The sequence below is a fragment of the Sphingomonas sp. PR090111-T3T-6A genome, from assembly GCF_000383095.1.
Lineage (GTDB): Bacteria > Pseudomonadota > Alphaproteobacteria > Sphingomonadales > Sphingomonadaceae > Solisphingomonas.
The window spans coordinates 57,370-79,082 of record NZ_AORL01000004.1; the positions used below are offsets into that span (position 1 = coordinate 57,370).

The following is a 21,713-nucleotide window of genomic DNA, read 5'->3' on the forward strand; positions in this document are numbered from 1 at the left end:
GTAAGGCGACGATGCGGATCCGGCGGCTCAAGCTCTCGGGCTTCAAGAGCTTCGTCGATCCGGCCGAGCTGGTGATCGAGCCGGGGCTGACGGGGATCGTCGGCCCCAATGGCTGCGGCAAGTCGAACCTCCTCGAAGCCATCCGCTGGGTGATGGGCGAGGCCAGCTCCAAGTCGCTGCGCGGCAGCGGCATGGAGGACGTGATCTTCGCCGGCACCGCCCAGCGCCCGGCGCGGGACTTCGCCGAAGTCTCGATGCTGATCGAGCAGGCGGACGAGCGCGGGCCTCAGGAGGCCGAGATCGTCCGCCGCATCGAGCGGGGCGCGGGCTCCGCCTACCGCATCGACGGGCGCGACGTGCGCCAGAAGGACGTCGCGCTGCTCTTCGCGGACGCCGCGACCGGCGCGCACAGCCCGGCGCTGGTGAGCCAGGGGCGGATCAGCGCGATCATCGCCGCGCGGCCCACCGAGCGCCGCGCCATGCTGGAGGAGGCGGCGGGGATTGCCGGCCTCCATGTTCGCCGCCGCGATGCCGAGCAGAAGCTCCGCGCGACGGAGACCAATCTCGAACGGCTCGACACGTTGCTGGGCGACATGGAGGCGCGCGCCACGGCGCTGCGTCGGCAGGCGCGGGCGGCGGAGCGGTATCGCCTGCTCTCGGTGGATATCCGCGTGGCGGAGGGGCGGCTGATCTACGCGCGCTGGCGCGAGGCGGCCGAGGCGACGGCGACGAGCAAGCGCGAGGCCGAGGCGGCCGAGGCGGCGGTGGCCGCCGCCGCCGATCGCCAGCGCCGCGCCACCGAGGCTTCGGGGCAGGCGGCACAGGGGCTGGCGGCGGCGCGCTCGACGGCCCAGTCCGCCCGCGACGTGGCGGCGACGGCGGGCCATCGGCTGGAGACGCTCCGGGCCGAGCGCAAGGCGCTGGAGCGTCGCATCCAGGAGATCGCCCAGCTCCGCGACACGCTGGAGCGCGACCGGGCTCGTGAAGGCGCGCTGGCGGAGGATGCGGCGGCCGCCATCGCCCGGCTGATGGCCGAGGCGGAGACGCTGACGGCGCGCGTGGCGGAGGCCGAGGCGACACGTCCAGCTCTTACGACACGGTTGGCGGAGACGGAGGCGGGGCTGCGCGACGCCGAGGTGCTGCTCGCGCAGGCTCTCGCAGCGGAGGCGGCGGAGCAGGCCGAGGCGCGGATCGCGCAGGCGGCGCTGGCGGCGGCCCGTCAGCGTCTCGACCGCGCCGAGGCGGAGGTGGCGCGCATCGCTCGCGATCTGGCGGCGGTGGGCGATGCTGCGCAGCATGAGGCGGCGCTGGCGACGGCGTCCGCCGCGCGCACGACTGCGACGGCCGAGGCGGACGCCGCGACCGAGGCTATGACGAAGGCCGAGGAGGCTCGCGTCACGGCCGCGGCGGCGCGGGATGAGGGGCAGGCGGCGGCGGCCACGGCGCGGGCGCAACTCGCCTCGCTGGAGTCCGAAGCGGCGGCACTGACCCGCTCGCTGGCGCGTCGCGACGGCAAGGAGCCCCGCGCCATCGACCAGATCACTGCCGCGCCCGGCTATGAGCGCGCGCTGGCGGCGGCGCTGGGCGACGATCTGGAGGCGCCGGTTGGCGGCAAGGGCGCGCGGCGCTGGGCGGGCGCGGATGCTGCGGGCGATGCTGCGCTGCCCAAGGGGTGCGAGCGGCTTTCGGATCATGTCGAGGCGCCCGAGGAACTGGCGCGGCGGCTGGCGCAGGTCGGCGTCGTGGAGGCGGATGACGGGAGCATCCGGCTCGGCGTCGGCCAGCGCCTCGTGACCCGTGACGGGAAGATGCGGCGCTGGGACGGCTTCGTCGCCGAGGAGCAGGGCGCCGCCGCCGCCGAAGGCCTCATCCGCCGCAACCGCCTGACCGAGATCGAGACGCAGCTCCCGCCCGCCCGCGCGACGCTGGCCGAGGCCGAGGCGAAGGGGCGCGAGGCCGCCGCCGCGCTCGATGCCGCGGAGCGCGACGGGCAGGCGGCGCGCACGTCGCTCACCGCTGCCGAACGCCGCGCCCGTGACGAGGCGCTGGCCGAGGATCGCGCCCGCGTCGCCATCGAGCGCATCGAATCCCGCCGCGCCGAGCTGGCCGAGCGCGCAGCGCAGGCCCAGGCCGAGCGCGATGCCGCGGACGGAGAGCGCAGCAAGGCCGCCGATGTGGTGGCGCTGTTGCCCGATGGCGGGGAGACGGCGCGCGCGGTCGCGGCACAGCGGGCCGCGACGGATGCCGCGCGCGGGGCGGTGGGCCAGTACCGGCTCGATCTCGCCCAGCTCGATCGCGGCCTCTCGGCGGATCGCGACCGCGCTGTGGCGGCGAGGGCAGAGGCCGAGGGCTGGCGCGCGCGCGCCGGCGATGCGGCTAGGCGGATCGAGGAGATGGCCGCCCGCGCCAACGCCGCCGAAGAGGAGGCCGCATTGCTTGCCGCCACGCCGAAGACGCTCGCCGAGCGGATCGAGGCGGCCCAGGCGGAGAGCGCCGCTGCCACTGCCAATGTCACCGAAACGGCGGCGGCCGAGCGCAGCATGGAGGTTGTGTTGCGCGAGACCGAGGCCGTGCTCGCGGCGGTCAACGAGGATGCGGCCGGTGCCCGCGAGGCGCGCGCGACGGCGATCGCGCATCACGAGAATCACGAGGCGCGGCGGCAGGAGATGGGGCGGCTGGCCGGCGAGCGCTTCCAGTGCCCGGCGCCCGTGCTGCCGGAGAAGGCCGGTTTCGTCTCCGCCGAGGTCGGCGACATCGCCTCCGAGCAGCGGCGCTTCGACCGGCTCAACATCGATCGCGAGCGGATCGGCCCGGTCAATCTCGTCGCCGAGCAGGAACTCTCCGAACTCGACAGCGACCGCGTCACGCAAGCCGCCCAGCGCGACGAGCTGGCCGAGGCCGTCTCGCGCCTGAGGGGCTCGATCGGCAGCCTCAACCGCGAGGGTCGCGCCCGGCTGCTCGCCGCATTCGAGGCGGTGGACGGGCATTTCCGCCGCCTTTTCACGCGCCTGTTCGCGGGCGGCGAGGCGCATCTCGCGCTGATCGATTCGGACGATCCGCTGGAGGCGGGGCTGGAGATCATGGCCCAGCCGCCGGGCAAGAAGCTCTCCTCGCTCACATTGCTGTCGGGCGGCGAGCAGGCGCTGACGGCGGTGGCGCTGATCTTCGCGCTGTTCCTCACCAACCCGGCGCCGATCTGCGTGCTCGACGAGGTCGACGCGCCGCTCGACGACGCCAATATCGAGCGCTTCTGCGACCTGCTCGACCAGATGACCCGTGAGACCGACACGCGCTATCTCGTCGTCACCCACAATGCGGTCAGCATGGCGCGGATGCACCGGCTGTTCGGCGTCACCATGGTCGAGCGCGGCGTCAGCCGGCTGGTCTCGGTCGATCTCGGCGGCGCGGAGACGCTCCTCGCCGCCGAGTGATCTGCTTCAGTCGCGCGCCGGGATGTTGAGCCCGCGCTCGACCGCCGGGCGGGCGAGGCCGCGTTCCAGCCAGGCCGGGACATGGCGCAGCCTGTCGAACTCGACCAGCGCGCCCGCCTCGTAGAATCCGTTGATGTTGCGCACCCAGCCGAGCAGCGCGATGTCCACCATCGTGTAGTCGTCGCCCATCATCCATGTGCGGGTGGCGAGGCGATCCTCCAGCACGCCGAGCAGGCGCTTGCTCTCGGCGACGTAGCGCTGGAGCGGGCGCTTGTCCTCATACTCCCGGCCGGCGAACTTGTGGAAGAAGCCCACCTGCCCGAACATCGGGCCGACGGCGGCCATTTGGAAGAAAATCCACTGGATCGCCTCATAGCGCAGCGCCGGGTCGGCGGGCATCAGGCGGCCGGTCTTGTCGGCGAGATAGAGCAGGATCGCGCCGCTCTCGAACAGGCCGAGTGGCCGGCCGCCGGGGCCGTCGGGATCGATGATCGCCGGAATCTTCCCGTTCGGGTTGAGCGAGAGATAGGCCGGCGTCCAGGTCTCGTTCTGGCCGATCTGGATCAGATGCGGTTCGTAAGGGAGGCCCAGTTCCTCCAGCGCGATCGACACCTTCACGCCATTGGGCGTGGGCAGCGAATAGAGCTGGATGCGATCGGGGTGCTGCGCCGGCCAGCGGGCGGCGATCGGGAAAGCGGACAGATCGGACATGGTATCTCCCTGGCGCTAAGAGGCTGCGCGCGCCAGAGATAAGGCCGGGGCAAACGCCGACAAGGCGCTCGCCCCGGCCCATGTCGATCAATCCTGCGGGATGCCGCCGTTCGCCGCGTCTTCCTTCTCCTGCTGGCGCTGGAGGCGCGACTGCGTCTGGAACTGCGCGAAGCAGCCGGTCTGGCCGCCGGTGCCGACCATCGAGCAGGTGTTGGGCAGGCCCGCCGCCTCGCGGCTGACATCCTCGGTGGTGCGCACCTTGTTGACCCAGCTGTTGCCCGGCGCCGGCTGCACCTTCTTGCCGCGGAAGCGCTTGGGAATGCGATAGCGCTCGGATTCGGGCTCACGGGCGCAGACGATGATCTCATTGTCCTTGCCGGTGGGGCAGGGATCATTGCCGTAGACGACGATTGATATGGTGCGGGATTCGTTCGCCGCGGCGGTTTCGGCCTTGGCCGCGGGCGCGGTCTTGGCTGGCTCGGCGCGCGCGGCGAGCGGCAGCGCCATGGCGGCCAGCAGCAGGCCGAGCAGGAAGCCCGCACAGGCGATCAACAGCGATCGGGCGGCGGCGAAGGCGGTCATGGGGCGATCCTCCACGATCGGGGCTGGTGCTGAGCCAAGCCCCTCGGTGGCTGTCGCGGTGCTGAATGAAAGCATCGACATCCCTGTTATGTGGGGTGGAGGCCGCGCTCAGGGAACCCCGGCGTCGGCCTTCTTCTGCGTCTGGCGCTCGGCGCGGGCCTCGGCGAACATCTTCTGCATGCACCCGGTCCAGCCGCCGGAGCCTTCGTTCGAGCAGCTTTGCGTGCCGCTCTTGCCGACGAACTCCACGCTCTTCGCGCGCTGCGCCCAGCTCATGTTGGTGGGCGAGATCTCGTTGTCGCGCAGTTCCTTGGGGATGCGATAGCGCTCGGTTTCGGGCTGGCGGACGCAGACGACGATCTCCTGCCCCGCGCTGGAGGGGCAGCGATCATTGCCGTAGATGATGATGAAGCGATCCTGCTGCTGCGCGAGCGCGGGCAGTGGCTCCAGCACCGAGAGGCCGAGCGAGGCCGTTGCGATGAGCGAGAGGGAAAGCAGCCTGCGCATGATCGTTCGCCTTAGTCCGGCCGTTGAGCCAAAACGGCATGGCGGAGCCGGACGGTTCCCGCAAGCGAAAGGAGGCGGGGCATGGCGCGGATCGAGCTGGAGCGCGGCGATATCACCGTGATGGCGGTCGACGCGATCGTCAACGCGGCCAACAGCGCGCTGGCGGGCGGCGGCGGCGTGGACGGCGCGATCCATCGCGCGGCGGGGCCGGACCTGAAGGCGGCGAGCATGGCGCTGGCGCCCTGCCCGGCCGGCGAGGCGCGAATCACGCCCGGTTTCCGCCTGTCCGCGCGCTTCGTGGTGCACACGGTCGGCCCGGTGTGGAGCGGCGGCGACCGGGAGGAAGCGGCGCTGCTGGCGCGTTGCTACACCAGAAGCCTCGACCTGGCGGCGGAGGCTGGCGCGCGATCGATCGCCTTCCCGGCGATCTCGACCGGGATCTACGGCTATCCCAAGGAGGCCGCGGCCATGGTCGCGGTGACGGCGATCCGCGGATGGGCGGACGCCCGTCCCGACGCCTTCGATCGCGTGGTGCTGGTGGCCTTCTCGGGCGAGGACGAGCGCGCGCTGGCGGCCGCGCTCTAGGCCCTCAGACGCGCTTGGAGATGGCGATGGCGGCGCGGCATCCGAAGCGGATCGCCGCCGACAGGATCGGATAGCCGAGCGCCCGCTCCGCGCCCTCGGCCATGGCGGTCTCGCGATGCTCGACCTCCTCGGCCTGGAACTCCGCGATCGTCTCGGAGAGCTGCGGATCACGGTCGCCCAGCTCGGCGAGCTGCTCGCCATAATGCTTGTCGATCTCGGTCTCGATCGCGGCGGTGCAGGCCATCGCGGCCTCGGGCGAGATCAGCGCGGTCGCGGCGCCGAGCAGGAAGCCGGCGCGATCCCAGAAGGGCGCGAGCAGCGTCGGGCGCACGCCGCGCTCGGCGATGAGCTTGTCGAAGACCTGACGGTGACGCTCCTCCTGCGCAGCCATGCGCGCGATCGGGCGCGCGGCTTCCGCTCGGTTGCCGAGCACGGCGAGCTGGCCCGCATAGATGCGGGTGGCGCCGAACTCGCCCGCCTGATCGACGCGGATCATCGCGTCGATGTCGGGGGCCTTCAGCGGGCGGTGGGCTTGGCGATCAGCCACAGGATCGATGCTCCCGAAACAAGCGAGAAAAGGGCGTTCCAGCCGGCCAGCGACACACCCCAGAGCGTCCACTGCGTCTGATCGCAGCGCACGACCGGCGCGGCCATGACCTGGGCGAGGATGTCCTGCCCCGGTCCGCCGAGCACCGGCGCCGTGCACCGGGTGATGCCGGTCCACCAATGATATTCAACGCCGGCATGATACACGCCGATCGCGCCGGAGATGAGGATCCCCAGTGCCGCCAGCAGCGTGAAGCCGCGCGAGGCCTTCGGATTCGAACGGAGCAGCACGGCGATGAGCGCGAGCACGAGCGCCGCGAGATGCGGCCAGCGCTGCCACATGCACATCTCGCAGGGCACGAGATGACCGATATATTGGGACGCGAGCGCGCCGCCCAGCAGCGCGGCGGGAACGAGCACCGCGATCAGGCGGGCGCGGGACAGAGCGGTCATGGATGAGTTCCGTCGTCAGTGCTTGGCGGGAGCGGCGAGGGCGACCTTGGGCGCGGGCGCCAGCGGGCCGCCCAGCCGCGCCATCGTCTGGAGCGCGTAGTTGAGCTGGAAGTCGGTGACCCCCTGCTTCTTCAGCGCGTCGGCCGTCACGGTGAAGCGCGGATCGGTCTTGTCGTCGGCCTCCAGCACGCTGTCGTCCACCTTCGCCTCGTTGATGAGGTGGCGGCGCAGGTCGTTCTCGCGGAACTTCGGACGATCCTTGTAATCCGGATCGGAAAGCTGCGGGACCATCACGTCGGGCTGGATGCCGCCTTCCTGCACCGAGCGGCCCGACGGCGTGAAATAGCGCGCCGTGGTGAGGCGCAGCGCCGTATCCTCGGTCAGGGGCAGCAGCGTCTGCACCGAGCCCTTGCCGAAGCTGCGCTCGCCCATCACCAGCGCGCGGCGCTGATCCTGAAGCGCGCCCGCCACGATCTCGGCCGCCGAGGCCGAGCCGGCATTGACCAGCACGATCACCGGGAGACCCTTCGCGTCATCGCCGGGGTGGGCGTAATAGCGCTCGATATCGTCCTTGGCGCGGCCGCGCTGGGAGACGATCTCGCCATGATCGAGGAAGGCGTCGGCCGTCTCGATCGCCTGATCGAGCAACCCTCCGGGGTCGTCGCGCAGATCGATCACATAGCCGGTCGGCAGCCCGCCATTGGCCTTGGTGATGGCGGCGATCGCGGCCCGCGTGTCAGCGCCGGTCTGCTTCGAGAAGCTGTTGATGTTGATGATGCCGATGTGGTTCTTGATCTCCCACTTCACCGGCTTGATGACGATGTTCTCGCGGGTGAGCGTCACGTCGAAGGGTTTGTCGCGGCCGGGGCGCACGATGGTGAGCGTCACCTTGGTGCCCGGATCGCCGCGCATCTGGTCGACCGCATCGTCGAGCGTGGTGCCGTAGATCAGCTTGCCGTTGATGTGGGTGATATAGTCGCCGGACTTGATGCCCGCGCGCCAGGCCGGGGTATCCTCGGTCGGCGTCACCACCTTCACCACGCCGTCTTCCGCTTGCACGGTGAGGCCGAGGCCGCCGTAATTGCCGTCGGTCGTCAGCTTCATCTGCTGGAAGTCGTGCGAGTCCAGATAGGAGCTGTGCGGATCGAGGCTCGCCAGCATCCCGTCGATCGCGCCCTTGATGAGCGCCTTGTCGTCGGTCTTGTCGACATAGTCGGAACGGATCTTCTGGAAGACGTTCATGAACTGGTCGAGCTGGTGATAGGTGTCGGAGGCCTTGTCGGACTCGGCGGCGCGTGCGCTCTGGACGGTGGGGATCAGCATCGTCGGGATGGCGGCACCCGCAGCCAGCAGGGCAATCGAGCGCAACAGGGACTTCGGCATCGAGTCTCGTCTTTCCGTGGGGCCGGGGTGCCCCTCCATGACAACTGTTACCGCGTTTCGTCCGAAGGCAAAAGCGGCGGAAATTCTCAGCCGCTCTGCGCCATGGCGAGGATGTCGACGGGGCGGTTGTCGCGGCGCAGCTCGGCGGTGATGGGGGAGGCGCTCGCGCCGGCGCGGCCTATGAGGTCGCCGGGGCGGAGCTGCTGGCCGACCTTCACCGCCACCGTGTCGAGCCCGGTCAGGGTCGTCGTCCAGCCGCCGCCATGGCCGAGGATGACGATTCGGCCATAGCTGCGAAAAGCCCCGGCATAGAGCACGGTGGCGACCGTGGGCGCGCGCACGTCCGTGCCCGGGGCCGCCGTGACGGTGAGGCCGCGCGCGCGGATGCCGGCGCTCGATACCTCGCCATAGCCGGTCGCGATCGCCCCGCTCACCGGCAGGCGATAGCGCTCAGGCCCGGCATGGGCGGGCACGGCGTCGTCGGGCCCGGCGGGGCGCGGATCGGGGCCGGCGAGGCGCGCGAGACGGGCGCGGACATCGCCAGCCTCCGCCATGGCCTGCATCCGGTCGGCGATGTCGCGGGCGTCCTCGCCGAGGCCGATGGCGCGCTCCTCCTCCTGCGCCGCCTGATCGGCGAGGCGCTGCGAGCGGCGGATGGCGGTGGCTTCCATCGCTGCGAAGGCCTGCCGGCGGGTGGCGAGCAGTTTGCGGCTGGCATCGAGTGCGGCGGCGGCGCGCTCGGCGTCGCCATGAAGTTCGGTCTGTTTGGCGAGTTCCGCCTGAAGCGCCGCCGTGCGCGCATGGATCACCGGCAGCGTGTCGGCGAGCAGCAGGCGGACATGGACCATGTCGTCGAGCGAGCCCGGCTGGGCGATGGCGAGCGCGGGCGGGCGGCGCGCCATGGTCTGGAGCGCGGCGACGAGGTGCAGGATGGGCCCCTGCTTCTCGGCGATATGGCTGCGCTGGTCGGCCTGAAGCCGGGCGATCAGCGCGATCCGGGCCTGCGCGGCGGCGAGATCGGATTCGGCGGCCTGCACCTGAAGCCCAAGCGCGGCGGCCTGCGCACGGGCGCGGTCGGCCTCGTTGCTCGCCTGCTCGGCAGCCTGGTTGAGCGCCGCGGCGCGGGCTTCGGCCTCGGACGCCGCCCGCTTGGCACCGACCAGCGCGTTGCGGACGTCGCCGATGGCAGGCGCGAGGTCGGGCGCTTCGGCGGGCGCGGCGGCCGTCGCCAGCGCCGTCACCGCAAGCCCCGCCATGATCGCCCCCCGCGCGGCCATCAGCCCTCGCGGTGATAGGGGTGGCCGGCGAGGATGCTCGATGCCCGCCAGAGTTGCTCGGCCAGCATAGCGCGGGCCATCATGTGCGGCCATGTCGCCTTGCCGAAGGCGAGGAGGAGATCGGCCCTGGCCCGCGTCTCGTCCTCATGCCCGTCGGCGGCGCCGATCAGGAAGCGCACCTCGCGCACCCCGTCGTCGCGCCAGCGGCCGAGGATCGCCGCCAGCTCGCGCGACGGCAGATCCCGCCCCGTCTCGTCGAGCGCGACGAGCTTTGCGCCGGGCGCAAGCTCGGGCATCCGCCCACCGGTGTCGGGCAGCTCGCTGACCTTGGTCGGCCAGCTCACGCGCTTCAGATAGCGATCGACCAGCTCGGCCTCGGGGCTGCGCCCGATCCGCCCGCGGGCGACGATGTGGAGCAGCAAGGCCGGCTGGCGTCAGGCGCCGGGCGGCGGCGCGGGCGGATTGGAGGGCGAGGCCGTCGCCGCGCTCTCGTCGCCGAACGCCCACATCCGCTCCAGATTGTAGAAGCTGCGCACTTCCGGGCGGAACAGGTGGACGATCACGTCGCCGGCATCGATCAGCACCCAGTCGGCGGCGGGCAGGCCCTCGATCTTGGGGCTGCGGCCGACCTGCGCCTTCACCTTCTCGGCCAGCTTCACCGCCATGGACGACACCTGCCGGCTCGAACGGCCGGAGGCGATCACCATGTAGTCGGCGATGCTGGTCTTGCCGGCGAGCGGGATCGAGATGGTCTCGACCGCCTGATCGTCCTCAAGCGACTGGAGCACCAGCGTGTGGAGCGCCTCGGCCTCCGGTGAAGCGGCGGGGCCACCCGTCATGTCGCGGGTGGCGGCGGTAGAAGCAGGCAATGAACCTCCGGGGGAACGAGCCGGCGCGTCACGCGATCGCGCAGGGCTCTTGGGTTAGTACGGCGATGCCAATCGGGATCGGCGGCCCGCCGGGCGGTGGCTGAAGTCGGGTCAGGAACAGTGTGCATCAGCACGAGTGCCGGCAAACTCCATCGCGTCCACCGCTTCGCACCCGAAGCGGACCGGCCGAAGCGGCCCAGCCAGCCCATCGCTACACCAGATCGGGCGGTCGCATCATAACCCGGACGCGCGATCACGGCAATGGGAAGCGTCGCGGCGATCTTCCGCCAATCCTTCCACAGCGCGAACTGGGCGAGATTGTCGGCGCCCATGATCCAGATGAAGCGGTCGCGGGGATAGCGGCGGACGATCTTGCGGAGCGTGTCGACGGTGTAGCGCGTGCCCAGCGTCGCCTCGATCGCGGTGGGCACGATCGGCGCGCGGCGGGCCATGCGCTCGGCAGACGCGAGGCGGTCGGCGAGCGAGGCCATGTCCGGCGAGCCCGCCTTCAGCGGGTTGCCCGGCGACACCAGCCACCAGACCTCGTCCAGCCCGAGCGCTTCGAGCGCGAACAGGCTGATCCGCCGGTGTGCGGCATGGGCCGGGTTGAAGGAACCGCCGAGCAGGCCGATCCGCCTGCCGCCACCTCGCTTCACGCTTTGTCTCTCAAGGCCGTGTCTGCCCCGTGCCGCGCACCTGCCATTTGTAGGTGGTGAGCCCTTCGAGCGCGACCGGGCCGCGCGCATGGAGGCGGCCGGTCGAGATGCCGATCTCGGCGCCCAGCCCGAACTCGCCGCCGTCGGCGAACTGGGTCGAAGCGTTCCACATCACGATCGCGCTGTCGACGGCGTTGAGGAAATGCTCGGCGACATCGGAGTCCTCGGCGATGATCGCGTCGGTGTGGTGCGAGGCGTGGGCGGCGATGTGGCGACAAGCGCCCTCCACGCCGTCGACGAAGCCGACGGAGCAGATCGCGTCGAGATATTCGGTGTCCCAGTCCTCGTTCGATGCGGGCGTGATGCGGGGATCGAGCGCTTGCGTTTCCGCATCGCCACGGAGCGCACAGCCGGCGTCGAGGAGGGCGCGGACGAGGCCGGCGGCCTCGGGATAGGCGCGGTCGATCAGCAGCGTCTCGGTCGCGCCGCAGACGCCGGTGCGGCGGAGCTTGGCGTTGACGGCGATCGCCTCCGCCATCGCCGGATCGGCCGAAGCGTGGACGAAGCTGTGGTTGATGCCGTCGAGATGGGCGAGCACGGGCACGCGCGCCTCGGCCTGCACGCGCGCGACGAGGCCCTTGCCGCCGCGCGGGATGATGATGTCGACCAGCCCTTGCGCTCGCAGCAGCGCGCCCACGGCGGCGCGGTCGGAGGTGGGCACAAGCTGCACCACATCGACCGGAAGCCCGGCGGCGGCGATGCCGTCGGCGAGCGCGGCATGGATGGCGGCGTTGGAGGCGCGCGCCTCCGAGCCGCCGCGCAGGATCGCGGCATTGCCCGCCATCAGCGCCAGCGCGCCCGCGTCGGCGGTGACGTTGGGGCGGCTCTCATAGATGATGCCGACCACGCCCAGCGGCACGCGGACGCGGCGCAGCTCCAGCCCGTTGGGACGTTCGCGCCGGTCGATCACTTGGCCTACCGGATCGTCGAGCCCGGCCACCGCTTCCAACGCCTCCGCGATGCCTTCCAGCCGCGCGGGCGTGAGCGTCAGCCGGTCCTTCATCGCTGCCGCCATGCCGTTGGCGTCAGCGCGGGCGAGGTCTTCGCCGTTGGCGGCGAGGATCGCCTCCGACCGCTCGCGCAGCAGGCGCGCGGCGTGACGGAGCGCTTCCCCCTTCTGCTCCGTCGGCGCGGCGGCGAGGATCGTGGCGGCGGCGCGGGCGCGGCGGCCCATCGCGCCGATCAGCGTGTCGGCAGCCTCCTCGGTGAGCGCGCCGGTCTGGGGCAGGGGAATATCCATCCCCGCCGATTAGCAGAATGTGCCCCGATCGGGCACCCTCTCGACCGCCCGCCCGCTTGCGGCTTATTCTTGGGCCGGGGAAACAGGGGATTGGGAATGACGGAGACGGGTGAGGGGATCGGTGACCTGCTGACGGGCGGCATCGTCGCGCGCGAGGTGGACAGGCTGTCCGGCACCGCGGGCCACGATCCCCACGAGGGGGCGGGTGGCGAATGCCTCAACTGTGGCGCGGTCAGGGCCGGCCCCTTCTGCCAGGGCTGCGGCCAGAGCGGGCATATCCACCGCAATGTCACCGCGCTCGCGCATGACATCCTCCACGGCGTGTTCCATTTCGAAGGCAAGATCTGGAAGACGCTGCCGATGCTGGCCTTCCACCCCGGCGACCTGACGCGGCGCTACGTCCATGGCGAGCGCGCCAAGTTCGTGTCGCCGATGGCGCTGTTCCTCTTCTCGGTATTCCTGCTGTTCGCGGCGGTGAACCGGTTGTCCTCGCCCGATGTGGCGGGGGCGGCGCAGGGGCTGGCCAAGGCGCAGGTGCAGCTCACCACCGAATCCGCCAAGGCGCAGGAACGGCTCGACCGGCTGGAGAAGAAGCGCATCGATACGCTCGCCGCCGATCCCAACGCCGATCTGGGCGATCTCAACCAGAAGATCAGCGACGCCCAGCGCGAGGTGGCGGGGCTGTCGGTGGCGGCCCAGCACCTGCCCCAGGCCAAGGCGGGTGCCTCGGGCATGGTGGAGGATGCGGCCGGAATCGTGAATGTCGACACGGGCTTTTCCAAGCTCGATCGCCAGATCGGCCATATGAAGGAAAATCCGGCGCTCTATGCCTATAAGCTCAAGATGGCGTCGTATAAATTCAGCTGGGCGCTGATCCCGATCTCGGTGCCGTTCATCTGGCTGATGTTCTTCTGGCGGCGCGATGTCGGCCTGTACGATCATGCCATCTTCGCCATCCACTCGCTGAGCTTCATGACGCTGTTCGTGGTGGGGTTGCTGGCGCTCTATTTCGTGGGCGTGGGGCAGGCATGGCTGTGGTGCGCCTTCCTGATCGTGCCGCCGGTGCACATGTATAAGCAGCTCAAGCACGCCTACCAGATCGGCCGCTTCGGCGCGGCGTGGCGGACGGTGACGCTGCTGTCCATGACGGGGGTGACCTCGCTGCTCTTCTTCCTGCTGCTGCTCTGGCTGGAGGCGGAGTGAAGTTGAGGCGGCCGGCCCGTTCAGGACGACCCGGCCGCCCGGAAGCCTTACGCGGTGACGACGTTCAGCGCGACGTCGATGTTGCCGCGCACGGCCTTCGAGTAGGGGCAGATCTGGTCCGCGGCGTGGAGGATCGCCTCGGCGACGTCCTGCGCGATGCCGGGAAGGATGGCGGTGATCCGCGCCTGAAGGAAATAGGCGCCCTTGGTCATGCCCAGATCGACCTCGATCTCGAGCGCGAGATCCTCCGGCAGCGTCACTTTCTTCTGCTGCGCGACGAGGCCGATCGCCGAGATGAGGCAGGCCGACCAGGCGCCGGCGAACAGCTTCTCGGCGGTCGGATGCGCTTCGATGCCGGTCAGCGACTGGTCGCCCTGCGTGCCCTTGCCGGGCGTCGAGAGCTGGAGGTCGAGACGGCTCTCATGAATGTGCGCGGAGCCTTCCGGCGTGCTCGCCGCGGTGTGGGTCTTGCCGGTGAACAGCACGGTATCGATCTTGGTCATGATGCTTCTCCTCGTCGCGAGTATGCTAGCGGATGAGATTAAATCGTATCCGATGTAATCGAATATGATCTTTCGGCATGTCGGAGTCAAGCGAGATGGAGTGTCCCTCCAGGGACGTTGCAGGATGTTGAAATCGCTCGGGAAAGCCGGCGAGGGTTTGAAAATCCTAGGCGCCGATCAGAATGGTGTGGCGCTCTGGGCGATTCGGGGAGGCGGCTGGATCGCCCTCCTCACCAACGAAAAGGGCCGGAGCATCGCTGCCCCGGCCCTTTGTTTTTGTCGCTGTGAGCGTGGTCAGGCGCCTTGCGGCGTCGGCTCTCCCCACGGGTTGCCGCCGCCCGGACGGCGCGACTTGGGGATCGACGAGCCCGTCGCCGCGCGCGGCTGCGGCGTGCGGTTGGACTTGTCGTCGCGGCCGATGTCCTCGCCGGCGATCGCCTTCTTGGCCTCGTCGCCGGTCAGCGTCTCATATTCGAGAAGCGCGGTGGCGAGGCGGTGCAGCTCGTCGAGATTGTCGGTCAGCACCTGGCGGGCGCGGCCCTCGCCCTCCTCGACCAGACGGCGGATTTCGCCGTCGATCAGGCGGGCGGTCTCTTCGGACATCATCTGGTTGCGCGCGACGGAGTGGCCGAGGAACACCTCGTCCTGATTGTCGCGATAGCGCAGCCAGCCGAGCTTCTCCGACATGCCATATTCCATGACCATCGAGCGGGCCATGTCGGTGGCCTGCTGGATGTCGTTGGAGGCGCCGGTGTTGAGCTCGTCCGCGCCGTAGATGAGCTGCTCGGCGATGCGGCCGCCGAAGCAGAGCGCGAGGCGCGCCTTCATCTGCTTCATCGACATCGAGTAGCGGTCGCGCTCGGGCAGGTTCCACGTCACGCCCAGCGCACGGCCGCGCGGGATGATCGTCACCTTGTGGAGCGGATCGCAGCCCGGCACATGGAGCGAGACGAGCGCGTGGCCGGCCTCGTGATAGGCCGTCGAGCGCTTCTCCTCCTCGGTCATGACCATGGACTTGCGCTCGGCGCCCATCATGACCTTGTCCTTGGCCTCCTCGAACTCGCGCATGGCGACGAGGCGCTTGCCCTTGCGGGCGGCCAAGAGAGCGGCCTCGTTGACGAGGTTGGCGAGATCGGCGCCCGAGAAGCCTGGCGTGCCGCGCGCGATGGTGCGGACATTGACGTCGGGCGCGGTCGGCACCTTCTTCATGTGGACGGAGAGGATCTTCTCGCGGCCCTCGATATCCGGGCGCGGCACCACGACCTGACGGTCGAAGCGGCCCGGACGCAGCAGCGCGGGATCGAGCACGTCGGGGCGGTTGGTCGCCGCGATGATGATGATGCCTTCGTTGGCCTCGAAGCCGTCCATCTCGACGAGGAGCTGGTTCAGCGTCTGCTCGCGCTCGTCATTGCCGTTGCCGAGGCCGGCGCCACGGTGGCGGCCGACGGCGTCGATCTCGTCGATGAAGACGATGCAGGGCGCGTTCTTCTTGGCCTGCTCGAACATGTCGCGGACGCGGCTGGCGCCGACACCGACGAACATCTCGACGAAGTCCGAACCCGAGATGGTGAAGAAGGGCACGCCCGCCTCACCCGCGATCGCGCGGGCGAGTAGCGTCTTGCCGGTGCCGGGCGAGCCGACCAGCAGCGCGCCCTTCGGGATCTTGCCGCCGAGGCGTGCGAAGCGCGACGGATCCTTCAGGAAGTCGACGATCTCCTGAAGCTCCTCGCGTGCCTCGTCGATGCCGGCGACGTCGTCGAAGGTGACGCGGCCATGCTTCTCGGTCAGCAGCTTGGCGCGCGACTTGCCGAAGCCCATCGCGCCCGAGCCGGCGTTCTTCTGCATCTGGCGCATCACGAAGAAGGCGATGCCGAGGATCAGCAGGAAGGGCAGCGCCTGATAGAGCAGCAGCAGCCACACCGAGGTCTGCTCCTCGGGCTTGGCCCGGAAGCGGACGCCATGATCCTGGAGACGCTGCACGAGCTGCGCGTCGCCGGGCGAGATGGTGTGGAAGCTCTGGTCGTTGCCGATCTTGCCGGAGATCACGTTGTCCGCGATCACCACGTCCTTGATGCTGCCGTCATCGACCTTCGCGAGGAAGTCCGAATAAGCGATCGTGTCGCCGGCCCGGCTGTCGCGCATTCCGCCGTCGAACAGCGAGACGAAAAGGAAAAGGGCGCCAACAATGGCGAACACGACCAGCATGTTCTTCATCCAGGCGTTGCCGTTGCCCTGGGGTTCCTTGTCGTCGTTCTGCATGAGTGTTCCGATCAGAGTGTCCCGCCAATTATGTAGGTGGAGGCAGGTTAATGGCAATGGAACAAGATCGATCAGGCTGATCGGCGCGGTGGAGCGGGGCGGAAACGCCATGTTACGCCCCCGGTCGCCATGACGTCAGCGAGCGTGGCGGTGCCGCCCGCGTGGAGCGTCGCCATCAGGCGGGCGAGGCCGGGGCCGTCGGGGCTGGCCTGAAAATGCCGCGAGAACAGCAGGATGAGCGCGCGCCGCAGGATGTCGCGGGGGGCATCGCCAGGGGTGAGGAGGACGTGATCGCGCTCCATCCGGCAGGCCTGGGCGAAAAAGCGCTCGGTGAGCGTGCCAAGCGCCTCTTCGGCGTCGCGGAGGTGGCTGGCGGAGGCCGCGACTCGGGACGGATCGAGCCACGGCGTCCGAGCGAGCAGGTCGCGAGCGGCGGTGCGATCGAATCGCGCGTCGTGGTTGGAGGGATCGCGTGCCGGTTCGATCCCGGCGGCGGCGACGATCGCCTCCAGCTCGGCCTTGCGCCAGCCGAGCAGCGGGCGGAGCAGCTTGGGGCCGTCCGCGTCACCCTCGTCGATCGGGCGGACGGGGCGGATGCCGCCGAGGCCGGACAGGCCAGCCCCGCGCGCGAGGCGCATCAGCAGCGTCTCGGCCTGATCGTCGGCATGATGCGCGGTGAGGACGGCGGCGAGGCCCTCCGCACGCGCCCATAAGTGGAGCGCGGCGTAGCGGGCGCGGCGGGCCTCGCCCTGCACGCCCTCACCGGCCGGCGCGACCGTCACGCGGACAATCCGGTGCGGCACGCCGAGCGCGGCGGCGACGGCGCCCGCCGCCTCTGCCTCAGCCGCCGCCTCGGCGCGCAGGCCATGGTCGACCGTCATCGCCTCCACCGATCCGGCGGCGGCCGCGAGCAGGAGCAATGCGAGGCTGTCCGGCCCGCCCGACAGCGCGACGCCGACTGCCGTGCCGGGGGCGATCCCGGCGGCGGCGAAGAGCGCGTCCCGATCGGCGGCGTAGCGCGTTACGAGAGAGGCGTCAGGCCCCGCACTTGGCATCGACGCGACCCTGCGCGACCTTGGCCTTGAGCGTCGCATTGGCGCTCGCGCCATAGACGTCCTGGAACTCGCCATAGGCCTGGCAGGCGTCGCTGTTCTTCTTCAGCTTGGTGAGCGTGACGCCCAGATAATAGAGGCTGTCCGGCGCCCGCTCGCCGCGCGGGAACTGCTTGTAGCTGGCGTAGAAGGCCTTGGCGGCGTCTGCGAGCTGGCCGTCGTCGAGATAGGCGCGGCCGATCAGGTTCTGCGCATAGCTCGCCCGCTTGTGCTTGGGATATTTGCTGACGACCTGCGCGAGTTGCTTCTCGGCATCGGCATAGCGCTTCTGCGACCAGAGCGTGTAGCCCAGCATATAGCCGTCCTCGGCTGGATCGCCGGTCTTGGCGACGGTGGGCATGGCCTCGCCGGCCGGAGGGGCGCTGCTGCCGGCCTCGTCCGCCATGACGGGCGCGGGGGCGGGCTTGCCGGTGACGGGCTTACGGCCGGCGGGGCCGAAGGGCGGGGCTGGCTGGCTGGCCGCCTGCCCATTGGGCTGCGGAGCGCCGTTCGGCGGCGGGGCACCGGCGCCGCCCTGCTCGAGCGCGTTCAGGCGATAGTCGGTATCGCCCTTCATCTTGGCGTATTGCTGCTCCAGCACGGTCAGGCGATGACCGCCCTCCTCGACCTGGTTGGTGAGCTGCTGGACCTGCTGCTCCAGCGCGGAGACGCGGTTGGTGAGATCGCTGATGGCCGATCCCGCCGGCGATCCCGCATCGGCGGGCGCGGCGGTGGGCGGCGCGATCTGCGGCTCGAAATATTGCGGATTGCCGCCGGGGAAGACCTTGCGCTGAACCGCGTGCATTTCCTTTTCGAGCTTGTCGACGCGGGTCGGAAGGCTGTCGGACTGGGCGAGGGCCGGCGCAGCGGTGCCGGCCAGAAGAAGGGCGATGATCGCCAGGCGCATGGGCATGATCCCGTGAAGTGGTCCGGCCCTTCTATCGCGAAACGGGGCTGTCGCCACGATGAAGCGCCGGGAGATGCGAAAGAAAGGTCAGTCCCCCTGCGTGCCGTCGCGGAACGCCGAGGGTGTGCCCGGTGCCGCCTGCGGCTGGGATGCGGCCGGCTGGCCGGCGGCGGGGGCCGACGCCGCAACGCCTGCCACCAGCGCGGCGGCCTTGAGGCTGACGTTGGAGATGGTGTGCGCGGGCTTGCCCAGCGGCGCCACCGGCTTGCCGCCCACCGTGACGGTCAGCCCCTCGGGCCGGCCGGTGCGGATCACCGGATCGACGGCGGTGGCGGGCACGTCATAGGTCTTGCCCTTGTCGAGCACGCCCATGAACAGCGTCGGCCCGTTGCGCTCGGAGATCTTCACCCAGGTCGGCTGCACGGCGACGAGCTGGACCGGGCCGCCCGTGGGCGGCGCCGGGGCCTGCACAGCCGGCTGCGGTGCCGTATTCGCCGTGGCGGTCGCGGCCGGAGCGGCCGCGGCGGTCTGGTTGGCCTGATCGCCGTTGGCGGCCAGCTCGGCGCGGGCATTGGCGCCTTCGCCGGTCATCATGCCGCTGCGCCAGATGCCGTAGCCGGCAGCCAGCACCACCGCGATCACCAGCGCGACGATCGCCAGCAGGCGCGGCGGCAGGCGGACGGGATCGGCCGGCTCATAGGGTTCATAGGTGACGCGCGGGCTGTCGTGCGACACCTGCGCCAGCTCGCTGCGGAAATCCTGGCTCAGCAGCACCGGATCGAGATCGACGGCGCGCGCATAGGCCTTGACGAAACCGGCGCTGTACGGGGCGGCCGGCAGCCCCTCCAGCCGGCCATCCTCGATCTGCACCAGGTGACGCACCGGCACGCGGGTCTGCTTGCCGATTTCATCGAGCGACTGCCCACGCGCTTCGCGAGCGGCGCGCAGCCGCGCGCCTACCGTCGTCGGGCCGTCTGCCGCCCGCTCGCCCATCTCGTCCATTCCGTCTCCCCGCCGAGCCCGGCGCACTCCGCCACGCCCCACTACTGGCGCTTTTTCGCAACACTGGCGTGGCAAAGTCAAATGGCTGCGTGCAGCATTTTTGTGGATACGATCCGCTTGGCCGTTCCGTTCCCCGAAAACAGGCGGATCGTCAGAGAATGGCGACGCGGCGTTCGCCGGCCCAGCTCTCCATCCGGGCACGCAGATCGCGCGGTGCTTCGGCCAACCAGGCCGGCATCGCCTCCCGCAAAGCGGCGACGTCGAGCGAGCGGATCATCGCCTTCACGGGGCCGACGGCGGCCGGCGTGATCGACAGCCGGTTGAGGCCGAGGCCGAGCAGCGCCATCGCCTCCAGCGGCCGCCCGCCCATCTCGCCGCACACGCCGACGGGCACGCCCGCCACGCGGCAGGCCTGCGTCACCCGGCTGAGGAAGCGCAGGATCGCGGGCGACAGCCAGTCATAGCGTTCGGCGAGCTTGGGGTTGCCGCGATCGGCGGCGAACAGGAACTGGGTGAGGTCGTTGGTGCCGATCGACAGGAAATCGAGCCGGTGCAGTAGCTGGTCGAGCATCTCGGCCAGCGCCGGCACCTCCAGCATCGCGCCGTAGCGCACCGCCGTCGGCCCCATCCGCCCGCGCCCGGCGAGCCATTCGCGCTGGCGCTCGAACAGGTCGCGCGCGGCCTCATATTCCCACGGCTCGGACACCATCGGGAACATCACATGCAGCGTGCGCCCGGCGGCGGCCTCCAGCAGCGCACGGGCCTGCGCCTTCATCAGCGCGTCGCGTTCGAGCGCGAGCCGGAGCGCGCGCCAGCCCATCGCCGGGTTCTCCTCGCCCTCGGCGCCGTCCACCTTCATGTAGGGGAGGGCCTTGTCGCCGCCGATGTCGACGGTGCGGAAGATCACCGGGCGGTCGCCGGCCGAATCCATCACGTCCCTGTAGAGCCGCTGCTGGCGCTCGCGCTGGGGAAGCGTTGCGGAGACGAGAAACTGGAACTCGGTGCGGAACAGGCCGATGCCGTCCGCGCCCGTCACGTCCAGCGCGGCGGCGTCGTCGCGCAGGCCGGCGTTGACCATCAGCTCGATCCGCACGCCGTCCTGCGTCAGCGCGGGCAGGTCGCGCATCGCGGCGAACTCGGCGCGGCGGCGCTGGGTGACGGCGAGCTTGGCCTCGAACACCTCCTCCATCGGCGTGGAGGGGCGGGCGACGAGCAGCGGCTGTGTGGCGTCGAGGAGGAGGAGGTCGCCCTCCGCCACCAGATGGCGCACGTCGCGCACGCGGCCGAGCACCGGGATGCCCATCGCCCGCGCCACGATGGTGACGTGGGCGGTGAGCGAGCCCTCCTCCAGCACCACGCCCTTCAGGCGGCGGCGATCATATTCGAGCAGCTCGGCCGGCCCGAGGTTGCGCGCGATCAGGATCGAATCCTGCCGCAGGCCCAGTTGCGCCGCCGTGCCGAGCTGGCCCGCGACGATGCGCAGCAGGCGGTTGGAGAGATCCTCCAGATCGTGCATCCGGTCGCGCAGCAGCGGATCGTCGATCTCGCGCATCCGCATCCGGGTGCGCTGCTGCACGCGCTCGATCGCCGCCTCGGCGGTGAGGCCCGAACTGATCGCATCGTTGATGCGGCGGCTCCAGCCCTCGTCATAGGCGAACATCTTGTAGGTCTCGAGCACGTCCTGATGCTCGCCCGCCGTGCCGAACTCGGCCTGGCTGGTCATGCGATCGATCTGCTCGCGCATCTGGCGGAAGGCCGAGTAGACGCGCTGGCGCTCGATCTCGACATCCTCGGCGACGGTGTGCTCGATCACCACATGCGGCTGGTGGAACACGGCATGGCCGCGCGCCATGCCGTCGACCAGCTTGAGGCCGGAAAGCTGCGCCGGCCCCATGTCGCGCGCGGTGACGCCGGCGCCGACGCTCTCGTCGACGAGGCCGGCCGCCGCGATCAGCTCGGCCAGCACCATGGCGACCGTCTGGAGCGCCTCGATCTCCACCTCGTCATAGCGGCGCGGCGCCTCGTGCTGGACGCAGAGCACGCCCACCGCCCGCTCGCGCCGCACGATCGGGACGCCGGCGAAGCTGTGATAAAGGTCTTCCCCCGTTTCCGGGCGATAGGCGAATTCGGGGTGCGCGGCCGCCTCGTCGAGATTGAGCGTCTCGACATTCTTGGCGATCGTGCCGACCAGGCCCTCGCCCAGCGCCAGCTTGGTGACGTGGACCGCCTCCTGCGACAGGCCGCGCGTGGCGAACAGCTCCAGCACGCCGTCGCGCAGCAGGTAGACCGAGCATACCTCGCTGGTCAGCGCCTCGCCGATGATCTGGACGACATTGTTGAGCTTGGCCTGCGCATGGGTTCGCCCGGCCATCACGTCGTGCAGCCGCGTCAGGATCACTCGGGCGGCGGTGGCGGCGGCGGTGGGAGGCGGAACAGGCATGCCGTTAC

The 21,713-nt window shown here is 70.3% G+C and carries 20 protein-coding genes; 3 read left to right on the top strand and 17 right to left on the bottom strand.

The window, feature by feature from the left end:
• The first annotated feature begins 11 nt into the window (after nt 1–11).
• Entirely contained in the window at nt 12–3,431 is a 3,420-nt protein-coding gene (gene smc / locus ST3T6A_RS0100760) for a chromosome segregation protein SMC (RefSeq protein ID WP_019830971.1), read from the top strand.
• A gap of 6 nt (nt 3,432–3,437) precedes the next feature.
• Here the strand turns inward: smc and ST3T6A_RS0100765 are convergent, their stop codons facing one another.
• The 3 genes from ST3T6A_RS0100765 to ST3T6A_RS0100775 form a co-directional block, all read right to left on the bottom strand.
• A complete protein-coding gene (locus tag ST3T6A_RS0100765) occupies nt 3,438–4,142 on the bottom strand; it encodes a glutathione S-transferase N-terminal domain-containing protein (protein ID WP_019830972.1) in 705 nt (234 codons plus the stop codon).
• An 87-nt stretch (nt 4,143–4,229) separates the two neighbouring features.
• Nucleotides 4,230–4,724: a hypothetical protein gene (locus tag ST3T6A_RS0100770; RefSeq protein ID WP_019830973.1), complete on the bottom strand. Its 495-nt coding sequence runs from the start codon at nt 4,722–4,724 to the stop codon at nt 4,230–4,232.
• 108 nt (nt 4,725–4,832) lie between these two features.
• Nucleotides 4,833–5,231 (bottom strand): hypothetical protein, encoded by a 399-nt coding sequence (locus tag ST3T6A_RS0100775; RefSeq protein WP_019830974.1) that lies wholly within the window; start codon nt 5,229–5,231, stop codon nt 4,833–4,835.
• 81 nt (nt 5,232–5,312) lie between these two features.
• Here ST3T6A_RS0100775 and ST3T6A_RS0100780 point away from each other — a divergent pair, with 81 nt between their 5' ends.
• On the top strand, nt 5,313–5,816 hold the full coding sequence (locus ST3T6A_RS0100780) for an O-acetyl-ADP-ribose deacetylase (RefSeq protein ID WP_019830975.1): 504 nt from the start codon (nt 5,313–5,315) through the stop codon (nt 5,814–5,816).
• A 4-nt stretch (nt 5,817–5,820) separates the two neighbouring features.
• On the opposite strand, the gene ST3T6A_RS0100785 is transcribed toward ST3T6A_RS0100780, so the two are convergent.
• From ST3T6A_RS0100785 to ST3T6A_RS0100820, 8 genes are all read right to left on the bottom strand, one after another.
• Complete coding sequence (locus ST3T6A_RS0100785; RefSeq protein ID WP_051103360.1) at nt 5,821–6,312, bottom strand: demethoxyubiquinone hydroxylase family protein; 492 nt, start codon at nt 6,310–6,312, stop codon at nt 5,821–5,823.
• Between the two features lie 20 nt (nt 6,313–6,332).
• Entirely contained in the window at nt 6,333–6,815 is a 483-nt protein-coding gene (locus ST3T6A_RS0100790; protein ID WP_019830977.1) for a disulfide bond formation protein B, read from the bottom strand.
• A gap of 15 nt (nt 6,816–6,830) precedes the next feature.
• Nucleotides 6,831–8,198, bottom strand: coding sequence for a S41 family peptidase (locus ST3T6A_RS0100795; RefSeq protein ID WP_019830978.1), 1,368 nt, complete (start codon nt 8,196–8,198; stop codon nt 6,831–6,833).
• A gap of 86 nt (nt 8,199–8,284) precedes the next feature.
• Nucleotides 8,285–9,475: a murein hydrolase activator EnvC family protein gene (locus ST3T6A_RS0100800; RefSeq protein WP_019830979.1), complete on the bottom strand. Its 1,191-nt coding sequence runs from the start codon at nt 9,473–9,475 to the stop codon at nt 8,285–8,287.
• A complete protein-coding gene (locus ST3T6A_RS0100805) occupies nt 9,475–9,897 on the bottom strand; it encodes a 23S rRNA (pseudouridine(1915)-N(3))-methyltransferase RlmH (protein ID WP_019830980.1) in 423 nt (140 codons plus the stop codon). Before ST3T6A_RS0100805 ends, ST3T6A_RS0100800 begins: the two co-directional genes overlap by 1 nt.
• Before the next feature lie 12 nt (nt 9,898–9,909).
• Nucleotides 9,910–10,314 (bottom strand): ribosome silencing factor, encoded by a 405-nt coding sequence (gene rsfS / locus ST3T6A_RS0100810; RefSeq protein ID WP_019830981.1) that lies wholly within the window; start codon nt 10,312–10,314, stop codon nt 9,910–9,912.
• The gene (locus ST3T6A_RS0100815) at nt 10,311–11,000 is read right to left on the bottom strand and encodes a nicotinate-nucleotide adenylyltransferase (RefSeq protein ID WP_019830982.1); all 690 of its coding nucleotides are present in this window, start codon (nt 10,998–11,000) and stop codon (nt 10,311–10,313) included. The genes rsfS and ST3T6A_RS0100815 overlap by 4 nt, the downstream gene beginning before the upstream one ends.
• Before the next feature lie 10 nt (nt 11,001–11,010).
• Nucleotides 11,011–12,300 carry a glutamate-5-semialdehyde dehydrogenase gene (locus ST3T6A_RS0100820; protein WP_019830983.1) on the bottom strand — a complete coding sequence of 430 codons (1,290 nt, stop codon included), beginning with the start codon at nt 12,298–12,300 and terminating at the stop codon, nt 11,011–11,013.
• Between the two features lie 96 nt (nt 12,301–12,396).
• Here ST3T6A_RS0100820 and ST3T6A_RS0100825 point away from each other — a divergent pair, with 96 nt between their 5' ends.
• Nucleotides 12,397–13,503 carry a DUF3667 domain-containing protein gene (locus ST3T6A_RS0100825; RefSeq protein WP_019830984.1) on the top strand — a complete coding sequence of 369 codons (1,107 nt, stop codon included), beginning with the start codon at nt 12,397–12,399 and terminating at the stop codon, nt 13,501–13,503.
• 47 nt (nt 13,504–13,550) lie between these two features.
• On the opposite strand, the gene ST3T6A_RS0100830 is transcribed toward ST3T6A_RS0100825, so the two are convergent.
• The 6 genes from ST3T6A_RS0100830 to ptsP all read right to left on the bottom strand — a co-directional run bounded on the left by ST3T6A_RS0100830 (nt 13,551) and on the right by ptsP (nt 21,705).
• On the bottom strand, nt 13,551–14,006 hold the full coding sequence (locus tag ST3T6A_RS0100830) for an Ohr family peroxiredoxin (RefSeq protein ID WP_019830985.1): 456 nt from the start codon (nt 14,004–14,006) through the stop codon (nt 13,551–13,553).
• Between the two features lie 294 nt (nt 14,007–14,300).
• Nucleotides 14,301–16,265: an ATP-dependent zinc metalloprotease FtsH gene (gene ftsH / locus ST3T6A_RS0100835; protein WP_019830986.1), complete on the bottom strand. Its 1,965-nt coding sequence runs from the start codon at nt 16,263–16,265 to the stop codon at nt 14,301–14,303.
• A 71-nt stretch (nt 16,266–16,336) separates the two neighbouring features.
• The gene (gene tilS, locus ST3T6A_RS0100840; protein ID WP_019830987.1) at nt 16,337–17,320 is read right to left on the bottom strand and encodes a tRNA lysidine(34) synthetase TilS; all 984 of its coding nucleotides are present in this window, start codon (nt 17,318–17,320) and stop codon (nt 16,337–16,339) included.
• On the bottom strand, nt 17,301–18,269 hold the full coding sequence (locus tag ST3T6A_RS0100845) for a tetratricopeptide repeat protein (RefSeq protein WP_235785692.1): 969 nt from the start codon (nt 18,267–18,269) through the stop codon (nt 17,301–17,303). The genes tilS and ST3T6A_RS0100845 overlap by 20 nt, the downstream gene beginning before the upstream one ends.
• Nucleotides 18,270–18,350: 81 nt before the next feature.
• Nucleotides 18,351–19,265, bottom strand: coding sequence for a helix-turn-helix domain-containing protein (locus tag ST3T6A_RS18995; protein ID WP_019830989.1), 915 nt, complete (start codon nt 19,263–19,265; stop codon nt 18,351–18,353).
• A 151-nt stretch (nt 19,266–19,416) separates the two neighbouring features.
• Entirely contained in the window at nt 19,417–21,705 is a 2,289-nt protein-coding gene (gene ptsP / locus ST3T6A_RS0100855; protein WP_037537330.1) for a phosphoenolpyruvate--protein phosphotransferase, read from the bottom strand.
• Between the last annotated feature and the right edge of the window lie 8 nt (nt 21,706–21,713).

Coding starts and splice junctions, on each gene's coding strand:
- ST3T6A_RS0100825 (WP_019830984.1), top strand. CDS start 12,397: ATGACGGAGACGGGTGAGGGGATCGGTGACCTGCTGACGGGCGGCATC.
- ST3T6A_RS0100785 (WP_051103360.1), bottom strand. CDS start 6,312: ATGATCCGCGTCGATCAGGCGGGCGAGTTCGGCGCCACCCGCATCTAT.
- tilS (WP_019830987.1), bottom strand. CDS start 17,320: ATGCCAAGTGCGGGGCCTGACGCCTCTCTCGTAACGCGCTACGCCGCC.
- ST3T6A_RS0100770 (WP_019830973.1), bottom strand. CDS start 4,724: ATGACCGCCTTCGCCGCCGCCCGATCGCTGTTGATCGCCTGTGCGGGC.
- ST3T6A_RS0100790 (WP_019830977.1), bottom strand. CDS start 6,815: ATGACCGCTCTGTCCCGCGCCCGCCTGATCGCGGTGCTCGTTCCCGCC.
- ST3T6A_RS0100800 (WP_019830979.1), bottom strand. CDS start 9,475: ATGGCCGCGCGGGGGGCGATCATGGCGGGGCTTGCGGTGACGGCGCTG.
- ST3T6A_RS0100765 (WP_019830972.1), bottom strand. CDS start 4,142: ATGTCCGATCTGTCCGCTTTCCCGATCGCCGCCCGCTGGCCGGCGCAG.
- ST3T6A_RS0100820 (WP_019830983.1), bottom strand. CDS start 12,300: ATGGATATTCCCCTGCCCCAGACCGGCGCGCTCACCGAGGAGGCTGCC.
- rsfS (WP_019830981.1), bottom strand. CDS start 10,314: ATGACGGGTGGCCCCGCCGCTTCACCGGAGGCCGAGGCGCTCCACACG.
- ST3T6A_RS0100795 (WP_019830978.1), bottom strand. CDS start 8,198: ATGCCGAAGTCCCTGTTGCGCTCGATTGCCCTGCTGGCTGCGGGTGCC.
- ST3T6A_RS0100845 (WP_235785692.1), bottom strand. CDS start 18,269: ATGCCCATGCGCCTGGCGATCATCGCCCTTCTTCTGGCCGGCACCGCT.
- ST3T6A_RS0100780 (WP_019830975.1), top strand. CDS start 5,313: ATGGCGCGGATCGAGCTGGAGCGCGGCGATATCACCGTGATGGCGGTC.
- ftsH (WP_019830986.1), bottom strand. CDS start 16,265: ATGCAGAACGACGACAAGGAACCCCAGGGCAACGGCAACGCCTGGATG.
- ST3T6A_RS0100830 (WP_019830985.1), bottom strand. CDS start 14,006: ATGACCAAGATCGATACCGTGCTGTTCACCGGCAAGACCCACACCGCG.
- ST3T6A_RS0100775 (WP_019830974.1), bottom strand. CDS start 5,231: ATGCGCAGGCTGCTTTCCCTCTCGCTCATCGCAACGGCCTCGCTCGGC.
- ptsP (WP_037537330.1), bottom strand. CDS start 21,705: ATGCCTGTTCCGCCTCCCACCGCCGCCGCCACCGCCGCCCGAGTGATC.
- ST3T6A_RS18995 (WP_019830989.1), bottom strand. CDS start 19,265: ATGGACGAGATGGGCGAGCGGGCGGCAGACGGCCCGACGACGGTAGGC.
- smc (WP_019830971.1), top strand. CDS start 12: ATGCGGATCCGGCGGCTCAAGCTCTCGGGCTTCAAGAGCTTCGTCGAT.